This is a genomic window from Methanocrinis sp. (assembly GCF_049974945.1).
In the GTDB taxonomy this organism is placed as follows: domain Archaea; phylum Halobacteriota; class Methanosarcinia; order Methanotrichales; family Methanotrichaceae; genus Methanocrinis.
In genome coordinates this window covers 1-15,880 of record NZ_JBNGCU010000009.1, presented here as the reverse complement: position 1 = coordinate 15,880, position 15,880 = coordinate 1, and the positions used below count along the sequence as shown (strand labels likewise).

12 protein-coding genes are annotated in these 15,880 nt (G+C 59.2%); 8 read left to right on the top strand and 4 right to left on the bottom strand.

The features are described from left to right. Positions 1 to 35: 35 nt before the first annotated feature. Together ACP5EL_RS01865 and ACP5EL_RS01860 are read right to left on the bottom strand one after the other, a co-directional pair. Complete coding sequence (locus ACP5EL_RS01865) at positions 36 to 4,454, bottom strand: C25 family cysteine peptidase (RefSeq protein WP_428400744.1); 4,419 nt, start codon at positions 4,452 to 4,454, stop codon at positions 36 to 38. After that, on the bottom strand, positions 4,455 to 6,062 hold the full coding sequence (locus tag ACP5EL_RS01860; RefSeq protein ID WP_428400743.1) for a hypothetical protein: 1,608 nt from the start codon (positions 6,060 to 6,062) through the stop codon (positions 4,455 to 4,457). Between the two features lie 684 nt (positions 6,063 to 6,746). On the opposite strand from ACP5EL_RS01860, the gene ACP5EL_RS01855 reads away from it, so the two are divergent. The 3 genes from ACP5EL_RS01855 to ACP5EL_RS01845 all read left to right on the top strand — a co-directional run bounded on the left by ACP5EL_RS01855 (position 6,747) and on the right by ACP5EL_RS01845 (position 8,669). Continuing rightward, positions 6,747 to 7,409: a hypothetical protein gene (locus ACP5EL_RS01855; RefSeq protein WP_428400742.1), complete on the top strand. Its 663-nt coding sequence runs from the start codon at positions 6,747 to 6,749 to the stop codon at positions 7,407 to 7,409. A gap of 254 nt (positions 7,410 to 7,663) precedes the next feature. Beyond that, positions 7,664 to 8,137 carry a DUF2240 family protein gene (locus tag ACP5EL_RS01850; RefSeq protein WP_428400741.1) on the top strand — a complete coding sequence of 158 codons (474 nt, stop codon included), beginning with the start codon at positions 7,664 to 7,666 and terminating at the stop codon, positions 8,135 to 8,137. A gap of 97 nt (positions 8,138 to 8,234) precedes the next feature. Continuing rightward, on the top strand, positions 8,235 to 8,669 hold the full coding sequence (locus ACP5EL_RS01845; protein WP_428400740.1) for a hypothetical protein: 435 nt from the start codon (positions 8,235 to 8,237) through the stop codon (positions 8,667 to 8,669). Between the two features lie 32 nt (positions 8,670 to 8,701). Here the strand turns inward: ACP5EL_RS01845 and ACP5EL_RS01840 are convergent, their stop codons facing one another. Beyond that, positions 8,702 to 9,652, bottom strand: coding sequence for a YihY/virulence factor BrkB family protein (locus ACP5EL_RS01840; protein ID WP_428400739.1), 951 nt, complete (start codon positions 9,650 to 9,652; stop codon positions 8,702 to 8,704). Between the two features lie 179 nt (positions 9,653 to 9,831). On the opposite strand from ACP5EL_RS01840, the gene ACP5EL_RS01835 reads away from it, so the two are divergent. From ACP5EL_RS01835 to ftsZ, 3 genes are all read left to right on the top strand, one after another. Further along, positions 9,832 to 10,596, top strand: coding sequence for an SIMPL domain-containing protein (locus ACP5EL_RS01835; protein ID WP_428400738.1), 765 nt, complete (start codon positions 9,832 to 9,834; stop codon positions 10,594 to 10,596). A 144-nt stretch (positions 10,597 to 10,740) separates the two neighbouring features. Then, positions 10,741 to 11,727 (top strand): hypothetical protein, encoded by a 987-nt coding sequence (locus ACP5EL_RS01830; protein ID WP_428400737.1) that lies wholly within the window; start codon positions 10,741 to 10,743, stop codon positions 11,725 to 11,727. A 161-nt stretch (positions 11,728 to 11,888) separates the two neighbouring features. Continuing rightward, positions 11,889 to 13,058 carry a cell division protein FtsZ gene (gene ftsZ / locus ACP5EL_RS01825; protein WP_428400736.1) on the top strand — a complete coding sequence of 390 codons (1,170 nt, stop codon included), beginning with the start codon at positions 11,889 to 11,891 and terminating at the stop codon, positions 13,056 to 13,058. A gap of 58 nt (positions 13,059 to 13,116) precedes the next feature. Here ftsZ and ACP5EL_RS01820 read toward each other — a convergent pair whose 3' ends face one another. Then, positions 13,117 to 13,446 carry a hypothetical protein gene (locus ACP5EL_RS01820; protein WP_428400735.1) on the bottom strand — a complete coding sequence of 110 codons (330 nt, stop codon included), beginning with the start codon at positions 13,444 to 13,446 and terminating at the stop codon, positions 13,117 to 13,119. A gap of 402 nt (positions 13,447 to 13,848) precedes the next feature. On the opposite strand from ACP5EL_RS01820, the gene ACP5EL_RS01815 reads away from it, so the two are divergent. Together ACP5EL_RS01815 and ACP5EL_RS01810 are read left to right on the top strand one after the other, a co-directional pair. Next, positions 13,849 to 14,145 (top strand): winged helix-turn-helix transcriptional regulator, encoded by a 297-nt coding sequence (locus ACP5EL_RS01815; RefSeq protein ID WP_428400756.1) that lies wholly within the window; start codon positions 13,849 to 13,851, stop codon positions 14,143 to 14,145. A gap of 6 nt (positions 14,146 to 14,151) precedes the next feature. After that, entirely contained in the window at positions 14,152 to 15,414 is a 1,263-nt protein-coding gene (locus tag ACP5EL_RS01810) for a hypothetical protein (protein WP_428400734.1), read from the top strand. The last annotated feature ends 466 nt before the right edge of the window (positions 15,415 to 15,880 follow it).

Here is a 15,880-nt window from a genome sequence, read left to right as displayed (position 1 = left end):
TGATTCGGGTTATTCCCTCAGGGAAGTTGGGCCCCTCAGCCGAACTCCAGCCTGCACCCCTCTGCCGCCTCCACCATGTAGGCCTCCCCGGGGATCATCGGCTCGTCCTTATTGAGATGGACCCAGCTTCCCTCCCTGAAGGTCCAGAGGAAGGCCGAGACTATCCCCTCATCGACGGCCTCAGGGTAGGTGTAGCGTCTGTGGTTCGACCTCACGCTGAGGTTCGAGGTCAGGACCGTCTCGTTTACGGGAACTCCGACCAGGTTCCATCCCTGGTGCAGCTCCACCAGGTAGGGAAGCTCCACCGGCTTTCCGGGTATCTCCAGGTTGAAGCTCTCCTCGCCGTCGATGATGTAGCCCATCCCCGGTTTGAGGTCGGTGACGTTTAAGGCGTCGTCGTCCCTGATGGTGTAGTTCCAGCCGTCTTCTGAGAGGGTGAATATCCCCCGGTAGCTCTTCCGATCGAGGGCCTTGGCGACGGAGGGGTCTTTGGGGTCGAGGTGGAGGGAGAAGGGACTCCAGCCCACCGAGACGTTGACGACCTGGACCTCCCCCGGGACCAGCCTGTACTCGACGGTGAAGCTCCTGCTCTCGTTGAGCGCCGGGCTCAAAACCGGCCAGACCACCCGCTTCTTCTCCCCGACGATCTCTTCACCGTGCCAGACCGCCCGTCCCCTCTCCTTCACCACGATCTCCTCGGCGTCCTCGGGCAGCATCACCTCCCCCACCAGGGCGGGAGGGGCGTTCAGGCTGAGGTAGCCGTCTGAGGTGTCCTCTACGATCCAGTATGTCCAGTCGGTGGTCCACTCGGAGGTGGGCCTGATCGAGACCGATATCTCGTCCCCAGAGTCCGATTCTGTGACGTTCGAGACCTCGATCGTGTAGGGCAGCTCTGGGGTCTTCGGGATCGTCGGCCTGAAGGCGGGATCGCCGAAGAGGTTGTTGATGCTCACGGTCTGATTGAGCATATCTTCTAAGGAGACGTACCAGGGCTGGAACTCATCGATATCTTCGAGTTTGACCCCTTCGGTGGCCCTGATCTTCGATATGTAAAGGTTGTTTGCTGCCATCATCGCCTCGCCGATGGTGGCGTTCTCGAAGACGAGGGCCTGATACATCCTCCCCGGATGATCGTCCGAGACGAATATCCAGGAGTTGGCGCTCGACCCCACGTAGTTCACGGCTCCGGCCTTCAGGAAGGCCAAGGCCATGGAGTCCTCCAGCCTCGACGGGATGTATATCTCGATCCCGTCTCGGTAGGCGAGGACCTGTCCCTTGAGCTTGGTGGTCAGGCAGGCCGAGGTGGTGGTCGTCTGAGGGGCGAGGGTCAGCTGCTTCACCTGCTCCTCGTCCATGATCTGGTCCATCAGAGCCCAGCGGGAGAGCTGCCAGCCCCATTCGGCGCCGTGATAGTCGAAGTAGACGATGTTCTCGCCGCTGTTCATCTTCGACGAGACCCGCTGATAGGTCGCCTCCTCCCAGCGGAGGTTCTCGGCCCGTAGCCCCGCAGCCCTCAGATACTCTCCGATCCGCAGGGGTATCGGCGAGGCGGGCCAGGTGGGATAGTCGATGGGCGACGATATCACCAGGGCAGAGTCTCTCCAGTCGCCATCGATCCTCTCGTAGGCGAGGGTTCTTGCCGCCATCTGGGATGCGTCGTAGACGCTGAGGCCGATCATCCTCCCCGAGGCGACGTCCTGGTAGCCGTCGTCGTCGAGCTCGATCGAATATTCCCTATAGATATCGTACTCAAAGGTCCCCGACGTCTGTCTTCCTCCCGTTGTGATGAAGGGGAGAGATCCGGGACCACCAACCACGATCAGGTACTCCGGCGAGATCTCCAGGTCGTCGACCAGCGTCTGGAGGTCCTCTTCCACCTCTGCTGGGTTGAGATGCTGAGGATCTGTCGCCACGTCGACCACGATCCCCCTCCTAGCCCCGGCCATCTCGGCCGATATGAGGGAGAGCTTGGGGATCTTGGTGTGGCTGAAGGCGGTCACGTTGATGGGGCTGGCGGAGGATCTGACCTCCACGGTGAAGTTCCTGGACCGGTGATCTGCGACCTCCTCGCCGCTCCAGCTCTCCAGGTTGAAGGTCCAGCTCCCGGGCCTCCCGAAGAGTACGGTGGCGTTGCACCTTCTTTTCGGGCTGCAGTCAGAGATGAGCTGGCTCCCGCTCCAGCCGTCGGGGCTGTAGTAGTTCAGGACCACGTGGTGTGGCTCTCTCGCCACCTCCCAGGCGACTTCGGTCCACCCCGGAGGGGTCCTGGACGGATAGGTTATGTTGATGAAGGGTCCGTCATCATACCCCTTTCCGACCTCACCGTTCTCCTCTTGAACCTCCTCCTCCATGCCGCTGTAAGTCACCGTGATCCCGCCGTCGAGGGGTTGGGTCCATCCGGCGTCGAGGGCGTGTAGCACAATCACCTCCAGGTTCAGAGTGGCGAACTGGTGGGATCCGAGACCGTCGATCGTCCAGTTCAGGTTCGATCCCCGGAGGAAGGCGCTATCGACGGTCGGCTCTCTGCCGGTCGACGGATCGGCGAGCTCGACATCGCCTGAAGCCGTGGACCACCAGATCACCTGCCTTGCGGGCAGAATCAGATCGGTCAGCGCCAGGTCCTCGATCTCCTCTTTGCCGCTGTTCTTGAGGGTGATCTCGAGCCGGACGATCTCGCCTTCCCTCTCGGCGGGTATCTCGGAGGGATTCGTCTCCATCTCGATGATGAGGTCGTCGCCTATCTCCGTCCTCTCGATCTTTGGCTCGGGCTTCGGAGCGACGAGCGAGAGGTCGTGAGAGTTGGCCAGGACCACCGACTCGACCTCGTCTCCCCGGGCCTTCATCTCCCGGATCAGGAGCTGGTCGTCACCCTCGATGACCGTCAGGTTGAGGTCGACGAGCCGCGATCGAGCCTTCTCGGATACCGGTCCTGTCGTCACCACCATCGTCGCCCCCAGCCGCGCGAGGACGTCTTCGGTGGAGTTGGTGAGCTCGTCTCCGACGAAGAGGATCGGCCAGTTGAGGTAAGAGGCGATGGCGGCACCGGTGAGGCCTGCGCTGTAGTTGTCGCTCGCCAGGACCGCTCCGGGTGACCGCTCCCACCGGGAGGCGATCTCAGCTGCCAACTCGAGGCTGTCGTTGGCCTCAATGGTGGTGTTGCACCTCCAGAATACGTCGCCTATCCCCAGAGTCTTTCCATCGAGCCGTTCGAGGAGCCATCGAACCGAGGGGGAGGGGGGTTGCAGCTCCGACCAGAGGGGCGTGTAGACGACGTCGTACTCGAAGACCATCCCGGTGGCCCCCCCATCCACAAGGCCTTCGATGCGGCCGACGGTCCCCTCCACGTTCTGGGTGGATATGATGTACTCGACGTAGTCGTCGCTGAGCCTGACGAAGACGGGTGTCCCGGTCATCGCAGAGGCCACCTTCATCTCCTGGGGGGCGACGGGGCTCACCACCACGAAGTCGGACTTCTCTGATATCTCAGCGCAGTTGTACCCCTCGCTACGATCGAAGGGGTCGCCGATGGCGACACCGAGCTTGACAGGACCGAGATCGGCGGTCATATCTGCGACCTCCGCAACGATCTCCAGGACCTGCTCCTCCTTCCACCGTTTCCAGAGCTGGAGGTTGTAGCTGCTTGAGCCCGCCCTGGCCAGGTCGACCCCGGTGTCGTTATAGAACTCCTCTTTGCAGACGTCGCAGAGGCAGTGGCTCTCGTCCAAAAAGCCGAAGTTGTAGAGGACCACGCCGTCGGCGCCGTAATCCTCGATCGCCTCCTCGACCCGGTTGTAGAGGTGATCTCGAGCGTCGGGGTCTACGGGACAGAGCCGGTCGGAGACGATGATCCCTTGGGCGTCGACGGCGATTTGGGCCGAGTCGGGATAAAGATCTCTGAGATATACTGGGATTGGGCCGGACTGAGTGGCGGATTTCTGCCTTCGGTCCTGGATGAGCATCTCGCTCAAGAGGCCCAGGGCGGTCTCTTTGTCGCTCGCCGCCAGGATCTCCTCGTCGGTGATCTCCGTCTTCGCGTCCTCGGGGACCTCCAGGGTGGCGGTGACATAGGCCTCGACCCCCTCCTTCTGGGCGGCCTCGACCAGGCTCTTCGCGAGATCGCCCTCGCCGTCGATGACCAGGGCCGATACGTTGGCTGCGGTCATGGCGTGGAGGGCGGATGCTGGGCCGTACCTTTCGATCTCGGCCTGGTCGATCCAGCCCAGCCTCTCTCCCGCATCGATCTCTCTCGGTATTATGAGGAGGGGCCTCGTCTCGATGCCCTCCTCCTCTGACCAGATCGCAAGAGGCGTCGCGGCGATCGCGCCGTGCCAGTCGTCCGCCCCCACCATTATGATCTCCTCTGGAGACTCCGACTTCGTCCCCCTCTCCATCTGGCCTTCGGCGGTGATCGCGAAGATCGCAAAGAACGTCAAGAGAATCAAAAAGCGTCTCAACTATGTAGCCTCCTCAATGGACAGCCCCTCCTCTTTAAGAACTGCGATAGCGGCCTCATCGACCCCCCGGCCCCAGATGAGGGCCCTGGACAGGCCCAGGGATCTCATCTCCTCCAGCGCGGTGACGCTCGCCTCGGAGAGGGGGCCATCGCAGATTATGAGGGGCGCGCCCATCCTCTTCGCCTCCTGGTAGGCGGCGAAGGCCTCCGTCTCGGTGGTTCCCGTCACCACCACCTCTTCTGCGCCCTGGGGCCACAGCCTCAATGCGAGAAGCCAGGAGGTCTCACATATGTCCTCGCCCTCCATCCTCTCGGTGGGGATCATCTCGGCGAGGCGGCTCTCGGCCTCGGAGGAGACGACCGACTCGTCTCCCAGAATCAGGATTCTGGCCAGCGGAATCTCCTCCAGCTCCTCTATCTCGTCCTCCTCCAGCTCGCCTCCGCTGAGGGTGATCACGGGCAGGGTGTAGTTCATGCTGCCCTCGGCGTAAGATAACGCGAGAGCCCTGTACAGGAAGTCGTCACCGGTCACTATGGCGAAAGTCTCCGTCTCTATGGCCAGGACTTCATGTACCTCGGTGGGAAGGGGAACCCCATAAGAGTCGTGGAGCAGAAATACGATCTCGAACCTGCCGGGCTTGGTGGCCATCAATGTGAACTCGCCCTCGCCAGACTTCGTCTTTCCGACCGGGATCACCTGGCTTTCGGGCATGATCAGCAGATCCGGCGGCGCGACGATCTGAACGGAGATCCTCTCGTCGACGTTGAGCATGATCTTGACGGATCCTGCGTGGGTTCTGTTCACCACCATCAGATCCGGCAGCCTCAGGATGGTCTCGTAAGCGCGGATCTCCTGGTTGATCTCGATCGCCGCCTTCACCGAGGCGTTCTTCGAGGGGTCGCCCAGGGAGGTGGCTGATATCTCTATCTCTCGGCTATCTCCTGCCACCTCGCCCGCGATCTCCAGATCGAGGACCCGGCTCACCCCCGAGGAGAGGGTGAGGTTGTAGGGCGGGTCCACAGGCTCGACGCCGTCGAAGAGGGTCGCTTTCCAACGGTGCGGGAGGCCGGGGACGTCCACGGATATGACGTCTTTGAATAGACCGGTGTTCCTGACCATCAGCTCGAACTCGGCGGGAATCTCGGGGTCGGCGGTGGTGGTGGCCGATCTGGCATCGTTGATGCTGAGGCTGACCCCGTAGCTCTCCTGCTCGATCAGCTCGACCTCGAACTCCGCCAGAAGCGGCAGAGAGGTCGTATCGTCGAAGAAGTAGACGAACCCGGAATAGGTGCCGGGACTCCTCTCTGGCGGCGAGGAGAATACTATATCCACCTTCACCTCCTCTTCGTCGTAGACGTCCTCAGACTCGGGACCCAATACGTCGAACTCTGGGATCTTCACCGCGACCAGGTCTTTCGCCTCTCCAGCCACGGCGGTGGATCTTATCTTGAAGATGGGCTTTTCGCCCTCATTTTCTAGGGTCAGAGTCCTTTTGGTCATCTCACCGGGATGGAGTTCCACTTCGAATCGATCTCTGTCTGCTGAAAGCTCCGCCGCAGAGACGGCGACAAGCAGCGACAGGATGGCGAGCAGGTTTATCAGCTTCATCTGGGCACCACTTTAGGTTGATGGCGGAGCGGCCGGACATTAGTCCGCTCCGTATCTCCTCGCCTGGTGGTCGGGCGCAAGGATGCCCGCCGCCGGAGAGGCTGGATTTCAGTTCTGATCGGCGCTGTCGTCGGTTGAGCTCCGGAAAGCTGCAGGACGGGAACGCCGGTGAGAACTCTTCGGTCTCGTGCGCGTCTCATCTGCGCCGGTAGAGGTACAGCTTCGCCTCTTGGGGTTTCGGCATAAATCAATTATATGCACAGGTGAGTTAGGAGAAGTATGGATGAATAAGCTTTGCGGCCAATTTTCGGATCGGAGATCGATCTGATCGACATTTTCATTCGAAAAGTCGTCTCTTTGCTTCCAAAGACGATCTGGGTCGAGAAGCTTAGACCTTGAACTTCTTCGAGACGGAGAATACAATCATGATAAGTTATAAATGCAGGCCAGATCATATTAACATTGTAAATCACTGATGGGCTATGTGTGCTTATGGAGAGGGGGTCACCTCCTTAGTAAATTGACAGTCCGCAGAGCCCATGGACTGAAAGTGAGGTGGGATAATTGAATGGAAAGATTGTAACAGGTTTCGTGCTGGCCTTCGCAGCCATCGTCTCGATGGCCGCGATCTCTTCAGCACAGCCGGGCCCGGGGACTTATCCGTATACGGATTACGATCCCTGGTTGAACCCGTGGTCAGAGCCGGACGACTGGTCGAGTCCGTGGTCATCCGACTGGCCTTACCAGGTGGACGAGCCCTATGCTGCGCCCGAGCCCACTCCTGGCCCGGGCACACCCTCGGAGACCTACCGCTCCGACGGCGCGCCCACATCCAGCAGGCCCGGCGGCTCTCAGCCTTCTAGCGCGCCCTCGGCCTCGACGGGCTCTCCGATATCTTCCTTTGGTGATGGCGAGCTGCTTTCTGAAAGCGAGGTTAGAGGCCTTCCCGGCGGGTCCAGCCTCCTGGCGCCGGGTGGAGCGGCCGCTCCCATAGCCTCCGGGGAGAGGGATGCGCTTTACAGCTATTACGGCGGGTCCTACGCTTACCGGAGCTATTACGGCGGGCTTCAGCACTGGATCTACTACTGCGGAAGATGGAGTTACGGTCCCGCAGCCATGTGGTACGGACAGCAGACCAATACCATCATAAGAAACGACCAGTATCAGAGGATCTGGTCTTACGAGAGATATCCCAACGGTAACGAGGAGTGGCAGTACTGGGGATACTGGTATCCTGGCTACCACCACGCCTGGTTTGGAGCATATCCCTACAAAGGCTGGCACCAGATCGCCGTCTGGGGAAGCCGCTCCGGATGGAGCAACCCGATATGGGTCTACGTCTGGTGATCGGAGACGAATTTGATGGTCTGACCTGAAAAGGCGACCGGGTTCTTGAATCCGGCCTTCGAGGTGGCAGAGTTCTGGAGGTGCCCTCTCCTGAGGGTCCTTCGCTCTTTCTGCCCTTTTTTAAATCCTTCATCCTCGGCCCGATTTTCTTGCGCGGGATTGGATCGATGGGCTCTTCCCGATCGATCGTCATCTATTTCTGGCGCAAAAGAGTGCCAAAATACCTATGGCGAGGACGACTTACTTTGGGGCTGGTGGGGCAGTTGGATCGTGAGCGGGAGTACCTGGTGGCCACGCCCTTCAAGAAGCGGGACAAGAAGAGGCTGAAGATAAGCGACTTCGTCTTCGCCCTCTCCTTGGACCTGAAGTGGGGGCCTCCCGATAAGGTGAGAGCCCTTCTGCAGGAGGCGGCCGAGGAGGGGCTGGTCCGGATCGAGGGGGACTACGTCCACGCCGCCTTCGACGGTCTCCAGGCCGACGTCCCCGTGGGCTTCAGGCCCTCAAAGGAGGAGGACATCCTCGAGAAGGCCGTTCGCCTGATCATCTCCGCGACGGGGGCGGGGAGAAAGGAGGCGATCTCCATGGTAAACGAGAGGCAGGAGTCCCTCCAGGGGCTGGTGAACCTGGACGCTGTAGCCCTCCTCGTGGCGAGGGAGATGGGGGCGGACGTGAGGGATCTCGCCCGGGAGGCCTACGGGATCCTGGTGGAGGAGGGGCGGCGGGGGTAGAGGCGAAGCTTTTATCCCCAAGAACCCTCTCATAAAGGTGGGGGTGAGCTGATTGGCGTCTTCGGGGTCGATTTGGGTTCACGGCTTGCGTCTGGCTGTGGCTGTATCTCTACTGCTCTCGATAGGCATCTCTTCAGCCGGTGCAGTCGACGAGGCCAGAGACGACGTTGTTCCAGGTGGTCTATATCGGATTGAGGATGGGGTTCTGGTCATCGACTGGTCGCCGGAGGTCGGGTTCAGCTCCGACTTCGCCGTTGCAGAGGGCGATAACTCGAGGGCGGCAGGAGCGCAAAGCGGCATCAACGCCAGCCTCGGCTCCTTCCTGGATGAAAACGCCTCTTTGAGCCCGGCTGCTGGTGGCCATCTGGGCTGGGCCTCCTGGGACCCCGAGACTGGCGATCACGGTCGCCACCAGGAGTACGGCCGGAGGGTCACCGATCTGATGGGGGTCTTCTCGATCGAGATGGAGATCACGCTCGGATCGAACTTCAGCTCCTCTCCGGGGACGGCAGAGTGGATGACCTGCATTTAGGGATGGCTTTTATCGCATCCGCCGATTTCGGCTTATCTTTCTTCTTCGGCCAACCTTCGTCGGCCGATGGCTGCGCTGAGGTGGGCTCCATAGAGTATGATCATGCCGCTAAGATAGACCCAGAGCATCAGCACCACCACCGTACCCAGGGAGCCGTAGACGAGCTGGTGTCTGGCAAGACCGCTCTCGATATACCACGAAAAGCCCACCTTGCTGACCGCCCAGCAGGAGGTGGCAACAAGGGCACCCCATCCGGCCTCCGGCCATCTCACCTCATCATCAGGTGCCCAGAGGTAAAGGACGGTGGCTGTCAGGAAGACCAGCAGTATGGGGATAAGGTTTGATAGCAGCTTCAGATACCAGATCTCGCTGAGGGGAAAGCCACCTCCCTGAAACTGCGAAATGAGGCCTAGGAGGCTGGAGAAGACGAGGGAGAGTATCAACAGCCCAGTCAGAAGGCTACCGGTCATGGCCAGGCCGATGAGGCGCCATTTCAGGAAGTTTCGCTGGGATCGTCCCTGCCAGGCCCGGTTGATGTTTCTGGCCAGGGCCGTAAAGACGGAGGTGGAGGCCCAAAGGAGGCCGAAAGCGGCCCCTATCCCCACCGGAATTCTGAGGTCCAGGACCTGCTGGACGTTCTCTTTGAGGATCTCCTGGGCGGGCAGAAGACCTCCCAGCTCCAAAAGCCGCTGCATGTTCTCCCTGGCCAGCTCCTCTCCGGGGGGCAGAACCTCGCCCACCATGTTCAAGATCTGGTCTTTGACGTCCTGGCTCTGCAGTAGAGAGCTGCTCACCACCACCAGGATGATCAAAAGTGGGAAGAGGGAGAAGAGGGCGTAGTAGGCGATCGCCGCCGCCGCCTCCGATGCCCTTGCCTCATTGAAGCTTAGAAGAGCCTGGATCGATATCCTCAGAGCGCCATGGCTGAGGCCGTCTGCCATCTGTAGAAGGGAGCCCCCCCACTTCTTGAGCTCACCTCTCAAGATACCGGTATAACGATCTATTTTTTCCAAGCGATCTCATCTCTCGGCAGATCCTGCGGTTCCTCGGTGCTCTTTTGATGAGGAGCTCTACAATAGCTCGCCCTTGCGAATCTCCAAAGCTACTTCCGACCGTTTACTTTAAGTCTCTCTTCTGCTATCACCAAATTTGGGGGAATGGAATGAAGCCTATGGCGATATTAGGTCTTCTATTAGGTCTTCTATCACTTTTGACACTTTCGGGGGCGTCTGTCCCCACTCTCACCGTCGTCGGCGAGGGCCGGGCCCTCGTCCCGGCCGATACGGTCTTCGTCACCTTTGGCGTGACCGCTGAGGACGAGAACGTCACCGTGGCATCGCTGGAGAGCGCCGAGGCCCTCAACAGGACGATAGAGGCTCTCATCGAGGCCGGCGTTGAGCGAGACGACGTTCAGTCCGGCCGGGGCAGAAGCGTCCAGAGGATTCAGACCATGAGCAGAGTCTGCAACAACTCCACCTGCATGACCGTCACAGGCTCGGCCGTGGGCCGGGTCACAGAGCAGGTCACGATCAGGTTCGACGCCGAGGAGGGGGCCCTGATCGCGAGGTGCATCGACATCTCCGGGGCCGAGGGTGCCGAGGCTGTCATATCCGGTTATAGGCTGGAGGATGAGAGCGAGGCGATCGCCGAGGCGCGGCAGATGGCCGTCGAAGACGCCGAGGAGAACGCCGAGGATCTGGCCTCCGCCGCGGGCCTGGTGCTCGGAGGGCGGCTGGAGATCTTCGAGCCTTCGTATCCTCGAGCATACCAGCAACCTGGTGGCCTCGATCCCTTTGGTCTCGGCATGATGGAACTCTTCGATCTCTTCATGCCCACCTTCGACACCTCCGAGACGGGCCCGTCTTTGGAGCCCGGAATGGTGGAGGTCAGATCTCAGGTCGTGGTGACCTATGAGCTCACAACTTGACGGTTCTCGCCGGAACCAATCCCGAGATCAATCAAAATTTTTTATCTGCCCGGGTGCCCAAGCTCTGGCCCTATTCTGGAAGAGCGCACTTTTGAAACATAATATACTTATCCCATAAATGCCCCCTTACGCCAGGTGATAAAGATGAGATGGTTATACCTTTTGCTTCTGACATCGATCCTCGCCCTATCTTTGGCTGCGGAGGCTTTGGAGTTCAGGGGCGGCGACATAATCTCCATCGACTCCCCGGTGGAGGACGACCTCTTCGCCGGAGGCGACGCTGTGAACGTCAACGCTCCGGTAGATAGCGCAGTCATCTTCGGGGGGAAGGTGAACGTAGACGCCCCGATAAAGGGTGACCTGATCGTCGCCGGGGGCGATGTCAACCTCAACTCCGACGTCGGCGGAAAGATAGTAGTCGCGGGCGGCACCATCAACCTCAGAGGCGACGTCGCGAGGAACGTGGTGATGGCCGGCGGCCAGGTCAGGATCCTCTCCACCTCTGAGATAGGAAGAGACGCCGCCATATCCGGCGGCGACGTCTACAACGCCGGAAAAGTCTTGGGTGCCCTATGGGTCAACGCCGGGAACTTCCAGAATAACGGGACTGCGGGAGAAGTGAGGTTCCAGCAGTGGAAGGAGGACGAAGCTGAGGAGAGGTCGGAGGCCTTCATCTCGACCTTCAGCATCCTCATGATATTGGGGTTCCTCATCGTCGGCCTCATAATGCTGAGGCTCTTCCCGGGAGGCGTTTTCGCCGTCGATCAGGAGATCAGGCGATCTCCGCCGGTCAGGGCCCTTCTCGGCCTCGGTCTCATCGTGGCTTCGATCGTTCTGATCGTCATCTCGATCTTTACCATCGTCGGTCTGCCCCTGGGGTTGGTCCTCTTGGAGCTCGTTGTAGCCGCCCTCCTGCTCGCAAACCTCTTCGTCTCCTTCAGCCTGGGCAGATGGATCGTCTCGGCCCTGAACCAGACCCCTGGGGACGTCCCCACCTTCGTCCTGGGCTATCTGATTTTGAGCCTCCTCTTCCTCCTGCCCTACGTCGGCTTCATAATAGAGCTGATCTCCATAAGCCTGGGGTTCGGTGCTATGGTCTTCGCCCTTAATGAAAGCCGGAGGAGGGTTTGATGGGCGGGTTGAAGATACGGTGGAGATGGTACCGATGCGGTCCGGACGCCGAAGCGATCCTCGGAGCGGAAGTTCTCTCGAGCTTTTACAAGGTCACTATGAAAAAATCCATATACCAATAAGCTGCTAGGTTCAAGGACGAAGAAGCCCAGGTGATTGTCGTGAAGTCGATTATAGATGAGGCTCTTAACAGGTCTGAGCTCGAGGGCCGGAGAGCTCCTTCAAGGGTCGTGGAGGAGGACGAGGATTTCGAGGACCAGAGGGCTACGTCGAGGGCAATGGAGAATGACGAAGATCTAGTCGCGGTTCTGGAGCAGCTCACGACGGTTATAAGGGTAATCGGATGCGGGGGGGGTGGGTCCAACACCATCGAGCGGCTCGCCGAGACGGGGGTCGAGGGCGCAGAGCTCTTTGCCATGAACACCGACGCTCAACACCTTCTCCACATAAACGCAGACCGACGCGTCCTCATAGGGCGGCGCACGACCCGGGGCCTGGGTGCGGGAAGCCTTCCATCCATCGGGGAGGAGGCGGCCAGGGAGAGCATCGACGATATCAGGGCCTCCTTGGAGGGGGCGGATATGGTCTTCATCACCTGCGGCCTCGGCGGCGGGACTGGTACGGGGGCCGCTCCGGTCGTGGCAGAGGTGGCAAGGGAGATGGGCGCTCTCACCATCTCTGTGGTTACTCTGCCCTTCGCTGCCGAGGGGGCCATAAGAATGGCCAACGCTGACGTTGGGCTGAAGCGGCTCCGGGAGGTCTCGGATACCGCCATCGTGGTGCCCAACGACCGGCTTCTGGAGGTAGTTCCCGATCTGCCCCTCCAGGCGGCCTTCAAGGTGGCAGACGAGGTGCTGATGCGCTCGGTCAAGGGGATAACGGAGCTGATCACAAGGCCCGGACTCATAAATTTGGACTTCGCCGACGTGAGGACGATAATGTCCAACGGCGGGGTCGCCATGATCGGTCTCGGAGAGGCCGAGGGCGAGATGAAGAGCAAAGATTCGGTGATCAAAGCCCTCAGAAGTCCCCTCCTCGACGTGGACATCTCGGGCGCGACCTCGGCTCTGGTCAACGTGGTGGGCGGGTCGAACATGTCGATCTCCGATGCCGAGACGGTGGTGGAAGAGGTCTACGAGAGGATCAATCCAGACGCCAGGATCATCTGGGGTGCTCAGATCGATCCCGGCCTCGACAACGCCATCAGGACGATGCTGGTGGTGACCGGGGTGTCATCTCCCCAGATCCTGGGCAAGGAGGACCAAAAACAGGGCAGAGTCGTCTCCAAGCACGGCATAGATTTCCTCAGGAGAAGCCGGACCGATCTCTGAGAGGTCCGATCTGCAGAATGAAAAGTTAGACCTTCCGGGGCTGTGAAATATGGTCCGGTCAGCGGGTGACCATAACCAGCCTGGAGATCTGTGATTGGTTGCAGGTCACCTCTCTCTTCTGAGGAGCCTCTTCCTCCTCCTGTTGAGGCGAGCTTTTGGAGACGCCCGCGTCCACCACCAGCCTCACCTTCTGCATGTAAAGAAGAGTCTGGCCAACACAGGGCATCTGCTTGAAGGTATCGGGGTGGACGTAAATGGTTTTCAGCTGGTGACAAGCCTGGAGCACCCTATAGATTTCGCGGTTTGTGGGCACAAAGGCTATGACCAGCTCTTCGTCGCAGGGCATAAGCCCTGCCAGGTCAAACTCCGAACTCAAGGTTCGCGGCATCTTCAGATCACCACAGATCTTCTCGCTGGAAAGCCCCCTTGAGGCACCACCATATGACCTCCAACTTTCCAGGATTTTATAATACTAGCAAAGAGCCTCTCGTATATGAACCTATTGATTCAAAATAACTGTCGATTGATGGGGGTGGATCTTGTGTCATGACATGGTGTAACATATGTATATCGACCTTCGGAGGAGGTTGTTGACGCGCACGACATCGGATGAAAATAATGAAGCCTTTTACTGCCAGAGGGTTTTAAACCCCTTCCAACATGGTATCTTCGGGATGGTCGCCTAAGCCGCGGATGGTGAGATGCGCAATGCCGATCGATGGAATTATAAAGCATTGAGATTGCTTAATAAATATTGTTATGGATGCTGAGATTGGATGTGAAAAATATGCTGACTGAGAAGGTGAAAAGAGAGCTTGAGATGCTTAAAAGGCACCTTGTAATTCTAAAATACGTTATGGAGAACGAGCCGATAGGCATCCTCAAGCTGGCTGAAGAGACGGGGATACCCAGCCACAAGGTCCGATACTCGCTCCGGGTTTTGGAGCAGGAGGGGCTCATCGCCGCCTCTGCGCCGGGGGCGGTCACCACAGAGCGGACCGAGACCTTTCTCGAAGATCTGGACTTCGTCATCGACCAGCTTCAGGAGATGACCCGAGGGCTTAAGGAAGTCAAGATTGTGCGGTAATATCCAATGCTCCCCTACATAAAGATCGCAAAGGCTCTGGAGGCGGTCTCCAGAGAGGAACGGAGAGATGATAAGGCGGAATTGTTGGCTTCCCTTCTCAAAAGCATTCCTCCCGAGATGCTCCGGCCCATCGTCAGGCTTCTCTCGGGGAGGCCTTGGCCCCCCTGGGAGTCGCGGGAGATGGGGGTGGGGCCCGAAACCCTCCGGGAGGTTCTCGAAGGTCTCTCAGGTCAGAGCATATCGACCGGGGCGAAACGGACCGACCTGGGCGACCTGGCTGAGGCGATGGTCCAGAGCCGGTCCCAACAGACCCTCAACTCGTCGGCGATGGATGCCTTGCAGGTCTATGATGCCCTCCGCCAGATCTCGGCTCAAAAGGGCACAGGGTCTCTTCAGAGAAAAAAGTCTCTCTTGAAGGGCCTTTTTCTTAACGCCTCCTCCCTAGAGGCCAAGTACATCGCGAGGACTGTTCTGGGAAGGATGATGGTCGGCCTTGGTCCGTCTCTGATGTCGGCGGCCATAGGGAAGGCCTTCTGTGCCGATGAGACCCTCGTAAAAAGGGCGTACGCCCGCCTGCCGGACTTCGGGATGGTGGCACTCAACGCCTTCAGAGGAGAGATATTCGAAGTCGGGGTGGCGCCCCCAAATCCCGTCAAGCTGATGCCCTTTGGGCGGGAGGAGCCGCCCTGGGGGGCGATCGAGAGGGCTGGGCTTGTGGCCTACGTCGTCTGGTACGGCGGGCTGAGGTTGCAGGTGCAGAAGTTCAACGACCAGGTTATCATCTACTCAAGCCGGCTTCGGAACGTCACCCAGAATCTTCAAGATCTGGCAGAAGAGCTGATGAGGGCGAGGGGCAACTTCGTCTTGGAAGGGGAGTTCCTCCTGGTCCAGCGGGGCAGGATTCTGACCCGGTCGGAGATGGTCGGAAGGATCAACCTCAAAGGCAGGCCCCGAGATCCGGCCGTCATATCTTTCGCTGCATCCGACCTTCTCTATCTTAACGGAAGGGAGCTGATCGACAAACCCTACGCAGAAAGGTGGCAGCTATTGGGCAGGACCCTGAAGGGTGTGGCCGGAAAGCCCCTATGCGACAAGGTCTTCCTGGCCCAGGAGCGGGTCATCGGCGATCCCGAGAAGGCGAAAGAGCTGCTCCGATGGTCTTCGGATCAGGGTTTCAGAGGGTTGTTGTTGCGTGATCTTGGGGGGGGTTATACGCCGGGGTTCAGGAGCCGGTGGGACGTGGCCATATCTCTGAAGCCGGGTTCATAAGCCCCATCTCTCCGGCCTGAAACTCTGGAAAGCCCGGCCGGTCGGGATCTCTGAGACGGGCTGCCTGTATAGTTCCCTTGATGTCATCCCGAATTATTTATATAATCTTCTTTTCAAGTTCAAAATAGAAGTCAACGGAGGCGTTTCTCTGATAATACGGCCACGAAAGTCTATATATGTGAAGAATAGTCAGTACTTTGGGAGCCGGTCAGCAGGGCGGTTCTGTCAGAGGGGAGAATATTTAAGCTCAGTATGTGAATATGTTTAGAGAGGTATCGGAGGAAGGATTACATGATCAAAGGATTTTTGGCGGTTTCAGCGGCGCTCCTGGTGGCGACCACCATGTTATCGCCGGCAATGGCATATACCATTTGCAGTTCAGCAAATCCATCATACACCATCGGCTCTGGTAGCCCTTACCAGTACACGATGGGGTCTGACGGCCTTCAGGCCTATACCATCGGCT

What these genes read in the sequence shown, in the direction of transcription:
- ACP5EL_RS01835 (WP_428400738.1), top strand. Translation starts at nt 9,832, where the DNA reads ATGAAGCCTATGGCGATATTAGGTCTTCTATTAGGTCTTCTATCACTT.
- ACP5EL_RS01810 (WP_428400734.1), top strand. Translation starts at nt 14,152, where the DNA reads ATGCTCCCCTACATAAAGATCGCAAAGGCTCTGGAGGCGGTCTCCAGA.
- ACP5EL_RS01860 (WP_428400743.1), bottom strand. Translation starts at nt 6,062, where the DNA reads ATGAAGCTGATAAACCTGCTCGCCATCCTGTCGCTGCTTGTCGCCGTC.
- ACP5EL_RS01830 (WP_428400737.1), top strand. Translation starts at nt 10,741, where the DNA reads ATGAGATGGTTATACCTTTTGCTTCTGACATCGATCCTCGCCCTATCT.
- ACP5EL_RS01820 (WP_428400735.1), bottom strand. Translation starts at nt 13,446, where the DNA reads ATGCCGCGAACCTTGAGTTCGGAGTTTGACCTGGCAGGGCTTATGCCC.